General features: G+C 72.5%; 12 protein-coding genes. 7 read left to right on the forward strand and 5 right to left on the reverse strand.

Features of this window, described 5'->3' with window-relative positions:
* Positions 1-171: 171 nt before the first annotated feature.
* A complete protein-coding gene (locus QCD66_RS22245; protein ID WP_375732724.1) occupies positions 172-8,808 on the reverse strand; it encodes a right-handed parallel beta-helix repeat-containing protein in 8,637 nt (2,878 codons plus the stop codon).
* A 196-nt stretch (positions 8,809-9,004) separates the two neighbouring features.
* Here QCD66_RS22245 and QCD66_RS22250 point away from each other — a divergent pair, with 196 nt between their 5' ends.
* Complete coding sequence (locus QCD66_RS22250; protein WP_364212084.1) at positions 9,005-9,652, forward strand: response regulator transcription factor; 648 nt, start codon at positions 9,005-9,007, stop codon at positions 9,650-9,652.
* Positions 9,653-9,682: 30 nt separating this feature from the next.
* On the opposite strand, the gene QCD66_RS22255 is transcribed toward QCD66_RS22250, so the two are convergent.
* Positions 9,683-10,333 (reverse strand): response regulator transcription factor, encoded by a 651-nt coding sequence (locus QCD66_RS22255; RefSeq protein WP_364212087.1) that lies wholly within the window; start codon positions 10,331-10,333, stop codon positions 9,683-9,685.
* Positions 10,330-11,463 (reverse strand): sensor histidine kinase, encoded by a 1,134-nt coding sequence (locus QCD66_RS22260; RefSeq protein WP_375732723.1) that lies wholly within the window; start codon positions 11,461-11,463, stop codon positions 10,330-10,332. The genes QCD66_RS22255 and QCD66_RS22260 overlap by 4 nt, the downstream gene beginning before the upstream one ends.
* A gap of 145 nt (positions 11,464-11,608) precedes the next feature.
* Here QCD66_RS22260 and QCD66_RS22265 point away from each other — a divergent pair, with 145 nt between their 5' ends.
* On the forward strand, positions 11,609-12,658 hold the full coding sequence (locus QCD66_RS22265) for a DUF418 domain-containing protein (RefSeq protein ID WP_364212093.1): 1,050 nt from the start codon (positions 11,609-11,611) through the stop codon (positions 12,656-12,658).
* A 24-nt stretch (positions 12,659-12,682) separates the two neighbouring features.
* Here QCD66_RS22265 and QCD66_RS22270 read toward each other — a convergent pair whose 3' ends face one another.
* Both QCD66_RS22270 and QCD66_RS22275 read right to left on the reverse strand, forming a co-directional pair.
* A complete protein-coding gene (locus tag QCD66_RS22270; RefSeq protein WP_375732722.1) occupies positions 12,683-13,696 on the reverse strand; it encodes a hypothetical protein in 1,014 nt (337 codons plus the stop codon).
* Positions 13,693-14,040 (reverse strand): PadR family transcriptional regulator, encoded by a 348-nt coding sequence (locus QCD66_RS22275; protein WP_375732721.1) that lies wholly within the window; start codon positions 14,038-14,040, stop codon positions 13,693-13,695. Before QCD66_RS22275 ends, QCD66_RS22270 begins: the two co-directional genes overlap by 4 nt.
* Positions 14,041-14,259: 219 nt before the next feature.
* Between QCD66_RS22275 and QCD66_RS22280 the strand changes: the two genes are divergently transcribed.
* The 5 genes from QCD66_RS22280 (at position 14,260) to QCD66_RS22300 (ending at position 15,918) form a co-directional block, all read left to right on the forward strand.
* Positions 14,260-14,388 (forward strand): hypothetical protein, encoded by a 129-nt coding sequence (locus tag QCD66_RS22280; protein WP_375732720.1) that lies wholly within the window; start codon positions 14,260-14,262, stop codon positions 14,386-14,388.
* A gap of 92 nt (positions 14,389-14,480) precedes the next feature.
* A complete protein-coding gene (locus QCD66_RS22285) occupies positions 14,481-14,711 on the forward strand; it encodes a DUF6229 family protein (protein ID WP_375732719.1) in 231 nt (76 codons plus the stop codon).
* Positions 14,712-14,803: 92 nt separating this feature from the next.
* Complete coding sequence (locus QCD66_RS22290; RefSeq protein ID WP_375732718.1) at positions 14,804-14,992, forward strand: DUF6229 family protein; 189 nt, start codon at positions 14,804-14,806, stop codon at positions 14,990-14,992.
* Positions 14,993-15,220: 228 nt separating this feature from the next.
* Positions 15,221-15,445, forward strand: a complete 225-nt coding sequence (locus QCD66_RS22295; RefSeq protein WP_375732717.1) for a DUF6229 family protein — start codon at positions 15,221-15,223, stop codon at positions 15,443-15,445.
* A 257-nt stretch (positions 15,446-15,702) separates the two neighbouring features.
* A complete protein-coding gene (locus tag QCD66_RS22300; protein WP_212819812.1) occupies positions 15,703-15,918 on the forward strand; it encodes a DUF6229 family protein in 216 nt (71 codons plus the stop codon).
* Positions 15,919-15,922 lie beyond the last annotated feature (4 nt).

Consider the following 15,922-nt stretch of genomic DNA (forward strand, 5'->3'; position numbering starts at 1 on the left):
CGGGGATCGGTCGGCCGCCTTCGTCGACATTCGACCGATCCGCCTAACGGCTCTTATATTTCCGCCCCTGAACTACACCTCCCGTTCACCTTTCATTCACCATTGGGGAATCGTGCTCCGGCGTACCGCCCCCGACGGCGGAACGGGGGCGGTACGCCGGGCGGCCGGGCGTCACCCGAAGGTGATCACCAGCCGGGGTGGGTTGTCGGACCCCTTCTCCCTGCTGTGGAAGCCCTGCTCGACACCGTTGCCGTTCTCGACCGCGTCGCGGATCAGGAAACCGAAGTTGCCGCCCGCGTACATGCCGCCGACCTGGCCGGTCACCGTCCACTCCCGGTAGCCGGAGCCGGAGGCGACGGTGGCCGGGGTGCCGGTCGTCGCCGGCTGGTTGTTCCACCGCACGTTCGCCTCCGACCAGGTCGCGGCCAGCGGGACCGCCTGCAACGTCCGGCCGGTCTTGTACGACGACGCGTACATCCGCAGCTTCGCGCCCACGACCTGGCAACCTGACGGGATGGCCGGCAGGTTGAACCGGACCAGTACCCGGGCGTTGCTGCCGGCCTTGGTGTCGACCTTGATCGCCGAGTCGGTGCCGTAGTTGCTCGACGCCGACGACTGCAGCACCCAACTGTCCGCGTTCGCGCCCAGCGTGACCGAGCCCGGCGTGGCACAGGTGACCGGCGGGGTGACCGTCCACGACCAGGTCGCCGGGGTGGCGTCCACGTTGCCGGCGGCGTCGGTGGCCCGGACCCGGAACTGGTGGCCGCCCGGCGCCAGCCCGGTGTAGGCGGCCGGCGACACGCAGGGGCCGAACGGGGCGGCGTCCAGCGAGCACTCGAAGGTCGAGCCCGCCTCGTCCGCGGTGAACGTGAACGTGGCGGCCGGGCTCGCCGTCGACTGCGCCGGACCGGTCGCGATCGACGTCTGCGGCGCGGTGGTGTCCGGTGGTGGCTGCACCGTCCACCCGAAGACGGCCGGGGTCGGGTCGGTCACTCCCCCGGCGGTCCGGGCCCGTACGGCGAACTCGTGGTCGCCGACCGCGAGCCCGGTGTAGCTGGCCGGTGAGACGCACGGGGCGAACGGTGCCCCGTCCAGCGCGCACTCGAAGGTGACGCCGGGCTGGCTGGCGCTGAACGCGAACGTCGCCGTCGTGCCGGCCGTGGACGGCGGCGGTGCCGCCCCGATGGTGGTGTGCGGCGCGGCCGGGGTGCCGGCCACCGTCCACTCGTGGCGGGCCGGGGTCGGGTCGACGTTGTCCTCCTGGTCGATGGCCCGTACCTCGAAGACGTGTGGGCCGGGAGCCAGGTCGTCGGGCAGGTCCACGTTCGGATAGCCGTGCGGGCTGGTGCACTCGACGAAATCGGCCTCGTTCTGGCTGTCGAGGCGGCATTCGAAGAGCAGACCGGCGGGTGCCGTCACGTCGTCGGTGCCGGAGAAGGTGAACGTGGCCGAGGTGGCGGTCGCCGGGTCGGCCGGGCCGCTGTCGACCGTCGTCTCCGGCGGCGTGGTGTCGGGGCCGGGCACGATCTCCCACTCGTGTTCGGCCATCTCCTCCTCGGTGGAGGTGACCCCGTCCAGGTCGACCGCGCGCACCCGCAGGTAGTGGTCGCCGATCGCGAGGCCGGTGAACTCCACCGGGGAGACGCAGGTGGTGAACGGGGCCAGGTCGAGCGAGCACTCGAACCGGGCGACCGGCTCGTTGGCGACGAACGCGAACGTGGCCGTCGTGCTCGTCTGCTCCGCCTCCGGCGCCAGCACCAGGGTCACCACCGGCGGACCGGTGACCGTCCAGGCGCGGGTCGCCGGGGTCGGCTCCAGGTTGCCCTCGGCGTCGCGGGCCCGGACCCGGAACTCGTGCGTACCGGGCAGCAGGTCCTCGTGGAAGACCGGCGAGACGCAGTCGGCGTACGGCGCCCCGTCGAGCGAGCACTCGAACGTCGCGTCCGGCTCGTTGGCGAAGAACGTGAAAAGGGCGCTGCGGGCCGCGGTCTGCGCCGGTGGGCCGGCGCTGATCGTGGTCACCGGTGGCACGCCGGGCGGCGACAGCGCCACCACCCAGGTGTACGTCGCCGGCGTCGGGTCCACCTTGTCGGACAGGTCGACCGCCCGTACCTCGAACGTGTGCGTCCCCGGGGCCAGGTTGCCGTACGTCCACGGGTTCTCGCACTCGACCCAGGCCGTCTCGCTGGTGCTGTCGAGCCGGCACTCGAAACCGAGTTCGGGCAGCGGGGTGTTGTCGTCGATGCCGGTGAAGGTGAAGCTCGCCGAGGTGCTGTTGCTCGGGTTCGGCGGCTCGTCGACGATGACCGTGTCCGGCGGGGCGACCTCCGGCGGGGTCGGCGCCGAGCCGTCGCACCGGATCTGGTGGCACTGCTCCGGTTCGCTGTTGCCGGTGGCCCGGTTGCCGCCGCCGTCGACGTTGCCGGTCTCGGCGTAGATGCCCCAGCCGTTGTTGTTGTCGGCGGTGTTCGCCGAGATGCGGTGGCCGGCCTTGCCGACGTAGACGCCGGCGCTGTCGTTGTTGTTCGTGATGTTGCGGTCGATGACGTTGCCCGGGTCGGTGCTCCCCGGCAGCACCTCCGCCTCGACCGAGATGCCCTCGGCGGAGTTGCCGCTGGCGGTGTTGAGCGTGACGACGTTGTCGAGCGAGCCGTCGCCGAGCCAGATGCCGCCGGAGGACGAGTCGCTGGCGTCGTTGGACTCGATCCGGTTGCCCGACGACCCGGCGAGGTCGATGCCGCTGCTGTTGAACCGTACGTCGTTGCCGCGCAGCACGTTGCCGCGGCTGTTCTCCAGGCTGATGCCGGTGTCGCTGTGGTTGGTGGCGACGTTGGCGATGATGTCGTTGTCACCGGAGTCGGCGACGACGATGCCGGCCTCGCTCCCGGTGAGGTCGTTGCCCTCGATCCGGTTGTCGTTGGCCGCCGCCTCCAGGGTCAGGGCCGCGTCGGAGTGGTCGAGGACGGTGTTGCCGGTCACCGTGTTTCCGGTCGCCCCGACCAGCCACACACCGGTCCCGCTGCCGCCGCTGATCCGGTTGGCCTCGATCCGGTTGCCGCTGCCGCCGTCGAGATGGATGCCGGTCAGGGTGCTGCCGCCGATCGTGTTGTCCCTGATCAGGGTGCCCCGGGTGCCGCCGGTGAGCGCGATGCCGTCGGCGTTGGCGGTGAGCTGGTTGGCCCGGATCAGGTTGCCGGCGGTGCCGTTGTCGGCGTCGACGAGCTGGATGCCGGCCTCCTGGTTCTCCTCCAGGGTCAGCCCGTCGACGATGTTGCCGGCGGTGCCGGCGTTGAGCTGCACGCCGTGGTCGAACTCCCGCACCGTGCCGTTGGTGATCGTCACCTGGTCGTGGCCGTTGTTGCGGATGCCGTTGCCCTGACCGACACCGTCGACGGCGAAGCCGTTGAGGTCGACGGTGATCCCGGCCGCGCCGACCACCAGCCCGTCGCCGGCGCAGTTGGTCAGGCCGTTGGTCAGCAGGACGCTGCGGGTGAGCGTCTGGCCGCAGGTGACCGCCGACGGCACGGGTGCCGGACGGACCGTCCAGGCGTGCGCCGCGGGCGTCGGGTCGGTGTTGCCGGACGGGTCGGTGGCCCGGACCCGGAACTCGTGGTCGGTCGCCCACAGTCCGGTGTAGACCTGGGGTGAGGTGCAGGCGGCGAAGGCGGCCCCGTCGAGCGAGCACTCGAAGGTCGAGCCGGGTTCGCCGGCGGAGAAGGTGAAGGTCGCCCCGGTCGCCACGGTGCTGGCGTCCGGCGCCGAGTCGATGGTGGTGTCCGGCGGCGTGGTGTCCGCCGGTGCCTGCGAGATCGTCCAGGTGTACGTGGCAGGCGTCGGGTCGGCGTTGCCGGCCAGGTCGACGGCGCGTACCTCGAACGTGTGCCCGCCGAGCGCCAGGCCGGCGTACGACTTCGGGCTCAGGCAGGGGTCGAACGTGCCGGTGTCGATCCGGCACTCGTAGCGCAGGTTCGGGCCGGGTGACGCGTTGTCGCTGCCCCGGAATCCGAACGTCGCCACCGGCGAGGTGCTGGCCAGGTCCGGCATCGAGAAGATCGTCGTGTTCGGCGGGGTGGTGTCCGGTCCCGGCGGCACCGCCGCGACCGTCCAGGTGTACGTCGCCGGGGTCAGGTCGACGTTGTCGGCCGGGTCGACGGCGCGTACCTCGAACCGGTGCACACCGGCGAACAGGAAGTGGTAGGTGGTGAGGCTGACGCACTCGACCCAGTTGTCGACGTCCGGCGGCTGCGGCGGCTCGCCCGGCTCCGGCTCGGGTGCCGGCGGGTCCGGCGGCGGGTCGAGCCGGCACTGGAAGCGCAGGGCCGTCGGCGGGCCGGTGTCGTCGGTGCCGCTGAATCCGAAGTGGACGCTGGCCAGGCTGCTGCTCGGGTTCGGCGGGGTGGTGGTGAGCACGGTGTCCGGTGCGGTCTGGTCCGCGGTCGGCGGCGCGCCCGGCGTACCCGGACCGCAGACGACCCCCTGGCACTGCTCGGGCTCGCCGTTGCCGCCGGCGGTGTTCCCCCCGCCGTCGACGGTGCCCTCGGCGGCGTCGATGCCGAAGGCGGCGTTGTGGTGTGCGGTGTTGCCGGCCAGCCGGTGACCGGCCTCGGCGACCGAGATGCCGTCGCCCTGGTTGCCGACGACACTGTTGCGCTCGACGGTGTTGCCGTCCAGCGGGTTGCCCTCCGGGTCGACCGCGGCGCCGTCGACCGAGATGCCGCCGCCGGCCGAGCCGTGCACGGTGTTGTCCAGGATCCGGTTGCGCAGTGACCCGGCCCCGACCGAGATGCCGGCGCCACCGGACCGGCTGGCGTCGTTGGACTGCACGAGGTTGTCGCTGGATTCCTCCAGCGCCACACCGCCGGGGTTGAACCGTACGTCGTTGCCGCGCACAACGGTGCCGGCCGCCCCGCTGAGCCCGACCCCGACGTCGGACGCCAGGTGGGCGACGTTGCCGGTCACCTGGTTGCCGTCGGAGTCCTCGACCGAGACGCCGGCGTCGCCGGTACGGATCATCGTGTTGCCCTCGACCCGGTTGCGGTGCGAGCCGTCGGACACGATGATGCCGCCGTCGCCGGTGTCGGCCAGCGTGTTGTCCAGCAGCCGGTTGTCGCGGGCGTCCTCCAGCAGGAAGCCGCCGTCGCTGCCGATGGTCGGGTCGGCGGTCACCCCGCTGACCGTGTTGCCCTCGACCAGGTGGCCGCTGGCGTCACGCATGTGCACGGCGACGCCGAGGTTGCCGGTGAAGGTGTTGTCCCGGACCACGCTGTTCTCCGCACCGGCGACCACGGCCAGGCCGATCTCGTTGGCGTCGAAGACGTTGTCGCTCACCTCGTTGGCGTTGCGGCCGTCGTCGGCGTCGGCCAGTTCGACGCCGGCCACCGCGTTCTCGCGTACGGTGAGCCCGCTGATCCGGTTGAACCGGGTGCCGGCCATCAGCACGACGCCGTACCCGAACTGCCGCACGGTGCCGCCGGTGACGACGACGTTCTCGAAGCCGACGTTGCGGATCCCGGCCGGCAGCCCCAGCTCGGGGAGTTCGACCGGCGAGCCCGGCTGGCCGAGGAAGTAGCCCGGCCCGTCGATGGTGTGCCCGTCGAGGTCGACGACGACGTTCGGGGCGCCGATCACCAGCCCGTCCAGCGGGCAGTCGGTCAGGTCGTTGCGGACCAGGATGCTGTGCGTGATCACCTGGCCGCAGGTGACGGTGGTCGGCACCGGCGCCGGCGGTGGTGGTGGCTGCGGCGCACCCGGCCCGTCGAACCGGAGCACGAGCTGCGGCACCTGCGGCGGTTCGGCGACTGTGTTGCGGGAGGCGAACGACGATTCGGCGCCGTCGCCCTCCTCGGCCGCGTCGCGGATCGCGAAGCCGTGGTTGGCGCCACCGGCCAGCATCGCCGCGACCTGGCCGGTCACGTCCCACTCGCGGAACCCGCCGCCGGACGTCGTGGTCGCGGCCGGGCCGACCGCCGGTGGCTGGTTGGCCCAGGTCACCTGCATCTCCGACCACGGCGCACCGGCCGCGGCCGCCTCCAGCGTCCGGCCACCGTCGCCGTCGCCGTACAGCCGCAGGGTCGCCCCGGTCAGTTCGCAGGCGGCCGGGACGTCGGTCGGCAGCGGGAACCGGACCAGGGTCCGGGCGTCCTCGCCGGGCGCCGACGAGCGGACCGTGAGCGCCTCGGCGATACCGAAGTTCTGGTTGGTGACCGACTCGTCGACGTAGGCGTCCGCGTCGGCGCCGAGGATCACGTTCGCGGTGTCGCAGTCGACCGGGGACGACACCGTCCAGGTGTACGTGGCCGGCGTCGGGTCGACGTTGTCACCCTCGTCGACGGCGCGGACCTGCACGGTGTGGGTGCCGGTGGTGAGGTTGGCGAAACTCCACGGGCTGGCGCACTCCAGCCAGGCCTGCTCGTCGGTGCTGTCGATCCGGCACTCGTACCCGATCAGGTTCGTCGGCGTGAGGTCGTCGGTGCCGAGGAAGCTGAACACCGCGGTCCGGCCGACGCTCGGGTCCGGCGGGGTGCTGGCGAAGACCGTCTCCGGCGGGGTGATGTCGTCGCCGCCGGTGAAGACGTGCACCGCCGGGGTCGGGTCGACGTTGCCGGCCCGGTCGATGGCGCGTACCTCCAGGGTGTTCTGCCCCATCTCGATGTCGAGCAGTTCGTACGGGTTCGGGCAACCGACGAAGATGTACTCGGGGTCCGGCGGCTCGGTCGGGTCCGGCGGGTCGGTCGGGTCGGTCGGGTCGTTGGTCAGCACCCGGCACTCGAAGAGCAGTTCCCCGGCCGGGGTCGTGTCGTCGGTGCCGGCGAACCGGAAGGTGGCCCGCTCGGCGGCGAACAGCGGCCCGGAGACGACCGAGGTGTCCGGCGGGGTGCTGTCGGCGGCCGGGAACGGCCCCTCGTGCTCCAGCGCGCCGATGTCGCAGCCGGAGTTCTTCGGCCGGGTGACGCCGCGCTGGTCGACGGTGCCGCAGGGGGCGACGCCGCCGTCCAGGGCGAAGCTGTCGACCTGGAGTGCGTGGGTCATCGTCGGGCCGCCGTTGTCGGCGATGGCGTCGATCCGCGGATCGCCGGCGTTGGTCCGGTCGCGGCTGCCGCGCAGGTGGCAGGAGTCGGTGCTGTCGAGGTTGCCACCCTCGGAACCGACCGCGAAGCTGCACTCGGGACTGTGCAGGTTGCCGGCCACGATCGTGTTGCGCAGGATGACCGAGGTGCTCGGCTCGACCGGGAAGTTGACCGAGCCGCCGGGCTCGTCGCCGATGCCGCTGCCGCGCGGGGCGACGTTGCGGTTGACGGTCACGTTGACCACCCGCAGGCCGGCGTCGGCGTCGGTGTAGAGGCCGCCGCCGGCGACCTGGGCCACGTTCCCCGACGACGTGGTGTTCTCGATCAGGGCGTCGGCGTCGCTGGCGTTGTAGATGCCGCCGCCGTGTTCGGTGGCCCGGTTGTCCCAGAACGTGGAGCCGGTGACGTGCAGGGTGCCGTCGGCGACGTTGGCGAAGCCGCCGCCGTTCGTCGCGGTGTTCTGGCTGACCGAGGTGTCGACGATCGAGAAGGCGCCGCTGCCCTGACTCTCGATGCCGCCGCCGTCGGTGCCGGCGCTGTTGCCGGTGACGGTCAGCCGCAGCAGGGTGACCCGCATGCCGCTGTTCTCGATCCCGCCGCCACCGGAGTCGGAGTGGTTGTCGCGTACGGTGCTGTCGCCGATCGTGACCGGGCCGCCGGAGTGGATCGCGACCCCGCCGCCCTCGGCGACCGCCTCGTTCTCCGCGAACGACGCGCCGGTGACCGTCGCCCCGCCGCTGCCGCCCAGGTAGAGCCCGGCCCCGCCGCCGTCGCCGGAGACCGGGTCGCCGGCCGTGTTGCCGGTGAAGACGGTGCCGCGTACGGTCGTCGCCCGCTCCGAGTCGGCGAGCACGCCGCCACCCTCGCCGCCGGCGACGTTGCCGGAGACGGTGCCGCGGGTGACGGTCAGCCGGGTCTTCGAGGTGCTGCTCACCCCGCCGCCGTCACCGCCGGCGGTGTTGCCGGCGACCGTGGTGTCGGTGAGGGTCAGTTCGACCTCGTGCTGGTTGTGGATGCCGCCGCCGTCGCCGCCGGTGGCGTTGCCCCGGACGACGGAGCCGCTGATCTCGACCCGGCCCTCGCCGTCGAGGTCGATGCCGCCACCGGTCACCCCGGCGTACGAGTCGAGCACGGCGACGTCCTGCAGGCGCAGCAGGCCCGGTGACCGGCTGAGGAGCGCGCCGCCCTGCTCCGGGTCGTACCCCTCGCGCAGGGTGAGGCCGGAGACGGTGACGTTGCCGGCGGTGTCGTGGATCTCCAGCAGCCGGTCCAGGCCGCGCCGCTCCGGCGGCGCCCCGGCCGGCGGCTGGCCGCCGTCGACGACCGTGTGTTCGTCCCCGGCGCCGACGATGGTCAGCGGGCTGACGATGTCGAGGTCCCCGGTCGCGTCGCCGTTGTCGCCGGCCGGCGGCCGGGTGAGCTGGTAGGTGCCGGCCGGGACCTGGATGGTGTCGCCGGGCAGCGTCGCGTTCGCCTCCTGGATCGCGGCCCGCAGCGTGCAGGTGTTGGCGCTGGTGCGGCAGACTCCGTCGCCGATGTTCGCGTCGACCCCGTCGGCGGTGCTGGTGACCGTGAACGTCACCGCCCAGACCGGCTGGACCGTCAGCAGGGTGGTCAGCAGCCCGGCGGCGGTGAGCCCGGCCAGGACGAGCGTCCGGCGCCGCCGGTGGCCGTGCCGCCGGCGGTCCGCTGTCGCACCACCGCGCCGCGCGTTCGTGATCGTGGTACCGATACCAGCCATACCTGTCCCCACCCCGGTCGTGCCGCCAGTACCGGCCAGTGTCGGGAGGGTGCGTCACCCGTTTCTCAGGCGCCGATGAGAGTCCTCTCATCCGGTCCCCGCCGACGGTTATCCGACAGACGACGCCGCCGTGGACGGGAATGACGGATGCTCGCTGACGGGTGGGTCGCGTGCCGTGTCCGGTGGGGGTGGTTCGGTGCATCGCATACTGGTCGCCGAGGACGAGCCGAGGATCGCCGCGTTGCTGGCCAGAGGGCTGCGCGCGGCCGGCTACCTGCCCACCGTGGCCACCACCGGCACCGACGCGGCCGCCCTCTGCCCGGGCCACGACCTGCTCGTGCTGGACCTCGGGCTGCCCGGTCAGGACGGGCTCACCACCCTCGGTCAGATCCGGACCAGCGGCGAACGGATCCCGGTGATCGTGCTGACCGGCCGCGCCGCGGTGTCGGACCGGGTCAACGGACTCGACCTCGGCGCCGACGACTACATGACCAAGCCGTTCGAGTTCGACGAACTGCTCGCCCGGATCCGCGCCCGGCTGCGGGGTCCGGCCACCGCCACCGTGCTGCGGGCCGGGCCGGTGCAGCTCGACCTCGTCCGGCGGACCGTCACGGTGCACGGCCGGCCGGTGGTGCTGACCGGCCGGGAGTTCCTGCTCGCCGAGACCCTGCTGCGTCGCCGTGGCGAGGCACTGAGCCGGGAGAGGCTGCTGGACCAGGTCTGGGGGCTGGCCCACGATCCCGGCTCGAACGTGGTCGACGTCTACATCGGCTACCTGCGCCGCAAGCTCGGCACCGACCTGATCCAGACCGTACGCGGCGTCGGTTACCGGCTGGCCGCCTGACGTCCCGCCGTACCGGGCCGCCGGTCCGGGTCAGCCGTCGGTGAGACCGGCCTCGTGGGCCAGCAGCCCGGCCTGGGTGCGGTTGGCGCACTCCAGCTTGACCAGCAGCCGCGACACGTAGCCCTTCACCGTCGCCTCCGACAGGTGGAGCCGGCGGGCGATCTGCTGGTTGGACCGGCCGGCGCCGAGCAGGGTGAGGACCTCCCGTTCCCGTTCGGTGAGCGCGGCGACGAGGCCGCGGGCCCGCTGCCGGGCCTGGGCGGGACCGTCCGCGATGCCGACCAGCCGGCGCGCCGCGACCGGCGACAGCACGGTGTGGCCGGCCGCCGCGACCCGGACCAAGCCGATCAGGTCGTCCGGTGGGGTCGACTTGAGCAGGAAGCCCGACGCGCCGGCCCGCAGTGCCCGCAGCACGTACGAGTCGACGTCGAAGGTCGTCAGCACGATCATCCGGGGCGGGTCGTCGAAGCCGGCGATGCGTTCGATGGCGGCGAGCCCGTCGACGCCGGGCATCCGCAGGTCGATCAGCACCACGTCGGGGCGCAGCCGCACCACGGCCTCGACGGCGTCGGCACCGTCGTACGCCTCGCCGACGACCTCGATGTCGGCGGCGACGCCGAGAATGGTGCGCAGGTGTGCGCAGACCAGTCGCTCGTCGTCGGCGACGAGGACCCGGATCACCGGGCCGCCCCCGCCGGCAGCGTGGCCGAGACCGCGAACCCGCCGTCCGGGGTCGGCTCGGCCGACAGCGTGCCGCCGACCATCTCCACCCGGTGCCGCAGCCCGAGCAGCCCCGAGCCGCCGCCGGTCGCGGCGACCGCCGGGTCGGGCGGCCGGCCCGGAGCGGTGTTGGCGATCACCGCCCGCGCCTCGCCGGGGCCGTAGCGGACGGTGACGGTGACCGTCGAGTCCGGCGCGTGCTTGTGGACGTTGGTCAGCGACTCCTGGACGACGCGGACCAGGGTGCGGCGCACCGCCGGGGCGGTCGTGGCCGGGTCGCCGGATTCGGCGAGGGTCACCGGCAGGCCGACCGCGCGGGACTGGTCGACCAGGTCGGCGACGACGCTGTCGGGCGCGGCGTCGGTCGTGCCGTCGTGGTCCGGGCCGCCGGCGGCGCCGTCGCGGGCCGGTGGCGTGCGCGTGCCGGAGCGCAGCACCCCGACGACGTCGCGCAGTTCGGCCAGCGCGCGGCAGCCGTTCGCGCGCAGTTCGGCGGCCGCCGCCCGGGTCGCCGGGTCGGTCGTGGTCACCCCGAGCGCGCCCGCCTGCAACACCATCAGGTTGATCCGGTGGGTGACGACGTCGTGCATCTCACGGGCCAGCCGCATCCGTTCGTCGGTGCGGGCCTGTTCGGCGAGTTCGTCGAGCAGGTGGCGGCGGGCACGGACGTACATGCCGAGCAGGGCGGAGACCAGGATCAGTGCCGGGCCGGAGAACGGATCGGCGATCGCCCAGGCGTGCGCGCCGACCATCCAGCACACCACCAGTACGCCGACGGCCGCCCAGCCGCGTCGCCGGTCCCGCCCGTACGCGGTCACGGCGTACGGGGCGAAGAGGGCGGCGGTGGCGGGGGCGAACAGGCTCAGCGCGCCGACCCCGGCGGCGACCGCCCCGGGCCGGGTGCGCCGGCGCAGCAGCAGCACCGCGGCGAGCACCTGCGCCGCCACGTACGTCCAGACGGGGGCGGCGACGTGCTTGGTGGCGAGGTTGGGGTCGGCGATCTCCCGGGCGGCGCCGACCACGGCGGCGGCCACCACGACCGCGATGTCGACCGCGTACCCGCCGCGGCCACGCCATGCGAGCGGACCCATGCCGTCACCGTATCCGGGACCGGCGGGACCGGCCCGGCACGCGTGCCGATCACCGACGTGGGGACCGGGGCATGCGACGAAAGTAGGGTCCGGCGGCGACCTTTCCCGCTGCCGCCGGACCCGGCCGCGCTGTTCGACTGGGGCCATGGACGCGAACCCGCCGAACGCGACGCCGGCCACCGGACGGCGAATCTCCGAACTCGACGCCCTGCGCGGGCTGGCGCTGGCCGCCATCGTGATGGTGAACATCGTGCAGATGACCGGGATGCCGAGGGCGTCCGGCACGGCCGCCGACCACCTCGACGCGTACGTCTTCGAACTGCTGTTCCTGCAACGACCGTTCCCGGTGTTCTCGCTGCTGTTCGGGGTCAGCTTCGCCATCTTCCTGCGGACGGCGGAGCGCCGGACCGACCGGCCCCGGCTGGTGCTGCTGCGCCGGCTGCTGTGGCTGGGGGTCTTCGGGGCGCTGCACAGCCTGCTGCAGCCCGGTGAGGCGCTGAAGTTCTACGCGCTGTTCGGGCTGCTGGTGCTGCTGCCGGCGACATACCTGTCCCGCCGGTGGGTGCTCGGGCTGGGTGTGGTGCTGCTGCTGGCGGCCGGGGTCACGTTCAACGGCCTCACCGTCATCCCCGGCCTGTTCCTGCTCGGCATGGCCGTCGCCGGCTACGGGATCGCGGACACGTTGCGGCGGCGCGGGCGGCAGCTCGCGGTCGCGTTCGCGGTCACCGTGCCGGTCGCGGTGCTCGCGGCGGTGCTGCAGTACCGGGCCGGCGTCGGCCCCACCGCCCACTACCGGTCGCTGCCGGCGGGCCTCGTCTTCGCCTTCCTGTTCGTGACCGGGTTCCTGCTGCTGTCGCGTACGCCGTTGGGCGGCCCGCTGGACCGGGTGCTCGCGCCGATGGGGCGGATGGCCCTGACCAACTACGTGCTCGCGTCGGTGCTGATCGTCGCCGGTGACGCGCTGCTCGACGTCGGCTCCGGTACCCGCTACGGCACGGTCGTCCTGCTCGGCGCGGCGATCGCGGTGGTGCAGGCGGTGATCAGTCCACTGTGGCTGCGCGGCTTCCGGTACGGCCCACTGGAATGGGTGTGGCGCTGCCTGACCTGGTGGCACCTCGTCCCGATCCGCCGCGAGCCGGCCGGCGACGAGCGGGTGCGGGAAGCGGCGCCGGCCGGCCCGGCGCCGCGGCGCTGACCTCCCGGGTGGCCGCGGCGGGTGTCAGACCGGTGCGAGCCGGCGCATGGCGCGGCGCGAGACCGCCAGGAGCGCCACCGCGACGACGAGCATCGCCGCCGCCTGGGCGACGTTCAAGGTCAGCAGCACCGGACGGTCCGCGGTGGCCACGGCGAACGTCAGGTGGTCGACGAGGGTCACCACGCGCAGCCCGAGTACGGCCACGGCGAGCATGCCGAGGGCGAGCGTCCAGTGTGGCGCGGCCGGCCGGCGGGCGGCGTGGACGACGGTGGCGACGAGCACCCCGGCGGCCCACAACCCGGGCCAGTCGGCGGTGACCTCCTGGCGGCCCGCCCACCATACGGCCAGCGACACGGCGAGGACGACCGCGGTGCCGGCGGGCAGCGCGACGAGCCACGGGCGGGACCGGACCGGTGGCGCGCCGCCGTGGAACGCGGCCAGTGCCAGCACCGGCAGCGCGTCGAAGAGCAGCCAGTACGACCGGGACAGGGCGAAGGCGCCGCCGTCGGCGGACACGTCCACCACCGTGCCGATCAGCACCGGGGCGAGTGCGACCAGCGCCAGCACCCGGGCGGTGCGGTGTTGCCCGTGCACCAGTGCCAGGTAGGCCGGGATCCACAGCAGGCCGGTGAGTCCCCACAGGGCCTGCCAGCGGTCGGTGAGCGCGGCCGGCAGGGCGTCGGCGGGAAGCCCGGGCAGCCGGTAGGCGGTCCACACGACGAGGGCGGCACCGACCAGCGCGCCGACGGCGTGCGCGAGCAGGCCGACGAGCGCCACCCGCCGGACGGCCTCGCCGAGGGTGAAGGAGCGGGGCGCGGCATCCGCCCCGCCGAGTCGCAGCCGCAGCGCGAGCGCCGCGACGCTGGCGATCTCGGCGCGGCCGGGCCGGCCCAGCTCGACGCCCTCGGGATCGTCGGGGTCGCTCGCGTACGCGCCTTCCATGAAGGTCGCGACCATGTCCTCCTCCCATTCCCGCCGGTAGGAGGCGGGCAGCAGGCGCAGCATCCGCCGGTAGCGCTCTTCGAGCAGGCTGGTCATGCCGCACCACCCGCGCCCGCCGGCCGGTGTGCCCGGAGCCGGCGGGTGGCGGCCCGCGCGTTCGCCGCCTGCCGGGCCGCCTCGGCGGCCAGCGCGTCGCCGCCCCGCTCGGTGATCCGGTAGTAGCGGCGCAGCCGCCCCTGGTGGGGCTCTTCGCGGTCCAGCTCGACGAGCCCGTCGTCGACGAGCCGCCCGAGTACGCCGTAGAGGGTGCCGACCCGCAGGTCGACCCGCCGGTCGGAGAGGTCGGCGACCTCGCTCACGATGCCGTAACCGTGTCGTGGTTCGCCGACCAGCGCCGTGAGGATGAAGAACGCCTGCTCCGTCATCGCCTTGTCTGCCACGGGCCACAATATAATGGCAGACAGGATATCTTGGGAAGCCGGATCAGGCCCGCGTCCGTCCGCCGTGCCCGCCCGGCCGGGCGCGCGGCGGATGCGGGAAGCCGGCCTCACCCCGGGAGCGACCGAATCGGGCGGCAATATCTCGTGTGGCGCGATACCTGAACCGACACCCTCAGGCGTTGACAGTTACGAATGTAATCCGCACGCTGCAATTCCTATGTGATTCAACCAAGGAAGGCGGCCGAAGCCGACATCACCGGCAGCGGCGGCGGTGCCACCGACGGCATCACCGGCTGCGGCTGGTGCACCGGCTCGATCTGCAACGGCTTCCAGGTCCACTGCCGCTGACCACCGCACCGCGCAGCCTGTCGCTCCCGACAGGACCACACGATCCGCACCCGCCGCAGTTCCCATCCGATCCGACCGAAGGGAGTCGACCAATGTCGACCTTGGCGCCGGAACGCGCAGACGAGATCATCAAAAGCTGGCTGACGGGAATCGATCCCGTCGACGGCTGGGACAACCCGGCCGGACCACTGTTTCTCGGTGGGAAGTACGCCGAAGCCGACATCACCGCCACCGGCAGCGGCGGCGGCGCCACCGACGGCATCACCGGCTGCGGCTGGTGCACCGGCTCGATCTGCAACGGCTTCCAGGTCCACTGCCGCTGACCACCGCACCGCGCAGCCTGTCGCTCCCGACAGGACCACACGATCCGCACCCACTGCAATTCCCATCTGATCCGACCGAAGGGAGTCGACCAATGTCGACCTTGGCGCCGGAACGCGCAGACGAGATCATCAAAAGCTGGCTGACCGGAACCGAACTGGTCGACGGCTGGGACAGCCCCGCCGGACCCTTGTTCCTCGGCGGCAGGTACGTCGAGTCCGACATCACCGCCACCACCACCGCCGGCACCGTCAGCGGCGTCATCGACGGCCTCACCTGGTGACCTGCTCGCTCCGCAACGGCATCCAGATCCACTGCCACTGACGGCCATTCCCGACGTCGGGCCCCGGTGGACCTGCGCCCTATCACCCGGGACCGACCGAACAGGTCTGCAATATCTCGTGTGGCGCAATGCCGAAACCGGCACCCGAAGATGTTGACATTGACGAATGCGATCTCCACGCTACAGCCGTAACAATTCCTCCATGACCCACCTGAAGGGAGTCGGCCAATGTCGACCTTGGCTCCAGAGCGCGCCGACGAGATCATCGAAAGCTGGCTGACGGGAACCGAACCGGTGGGCGGGTGGGAAAACCCCGCCGGACCGCTGTTCCTCGGCGGAAAGTACGCCGAAGCCGACATCACCGCCACCGGCAGCGGCGGCAGCAACTCGGTCACCGGTTGCGGCTGGTGCAGTGGATCGATCTGCAACGGCATGCCGATCCACTGCTACTGATCCCGAAGATCCGACCAACACCGCGGCCGGATCATTCGCCACCCCGAAGCGACCCGCGCCGCACCGGCGTCCGCCCCCGGCCGGCGACGGACGCCGCGTAACGGCACGTCGCCCGGCCGGGTCGACCGGATAGGCCGACAGTATGCCGTATGGCGCGATACCGAAACCAACACCCCAAGTCATTGACATCTACAAATGTCACCAAGAGGCCACATTTGCAACATTCATTTCCCGATCAATGCGAAGGGAGTCGCCGGATGTCCACCTTGGCACCGGAACGGGCAGACGAGATCATTGAAAGCTGGCTGACCGGAACCGCACCGGTCGACGGCTGGGAGAACCCGGCCGGACCACTGTTCAACAGCGGCAGGTACGCCGAATACGACATCACCGCCACCGGCGGTGGCGGCGGGATCACCACGCACACCGGATGCGGCCCGTGCACCGGGTCGTACCCGATCGAATGCTACTGACCCG

Origin of the sequence: Polymorphospora sp. A560, assembly GCF_045781765.1 — a bacterium.
In the GTDB taxonomy this organism is placed as follows: domain Bacteria; phylum Actinomycetota; class Actinomycetes; order Mycobacteriales; family Micromonosporaceae; genus Polymorphospora; species Polymorphospora lycopeni.

What these genes read in the sequence shown, in the direction of transcription:
- QCD66_RS22245 (WP_375732724.1), bottom strand. Translation starts at nt 8,808, where the DNA reads ATGGCTGGTATCGGTACCACGATCACGAACGCGCGGCGCGGTGGTGCG.
- QCD66_RS22260 (WP_375732723.1), bottom strand. Translation starts at nt 11,463, where the DNA reads ATGGGTCCGCTCGCATGGCGTGGCCGCGGCGGGTACGCGGTCGACATC.
- QCD66_RS22265 (WP_364212093.1), top strand. Translation starts at nt 11,609, where the DNA reads ATGGACGCGAACCCGCCGAACGCGACGCCGGCCACCGGACGGCGAATC.
- QCD66_RS22270 (WP_375732722.1), bottom strand. Translation starts at nt 13,696, where the DNA reads ATGACCAGCCTGCTCGAAGAGCGCTACCGGCGGATGCTGCGCCTGCTG.
- QCD66_RS22285 (WP_375732719.1), top strand. Translation starts at nt 14,481, where the DNA reads ATGTCGACCTTGGCGCCGGAACGCGCAGACGAGATCATCAAAAGCTGG.
- QCD66_RS22290 (WP_375732718.1), top strand. Translation starts at nt 14,804, where the DNA reads ATGTCGACCTTGGCGCCGGAACGCGCAGACGAGATCATCAAAAGCTGG.
- QCD66_RS22295 (WP_375732717.1), top strand. Translation starts at nt 15,221, where the DNA reads ATGTCGACCTTGGCTCCAGAGCGCGCCGACGAGATCATCGAAAGCTGG.
- QCD66_RS22300 (WP_212819812.1), top strand. Translation starts at nt 15,703, where the DNA reads ATGTCCACCTTGGCACCGGAACGGGCAGACGAGATCATTGAAAGCTGG.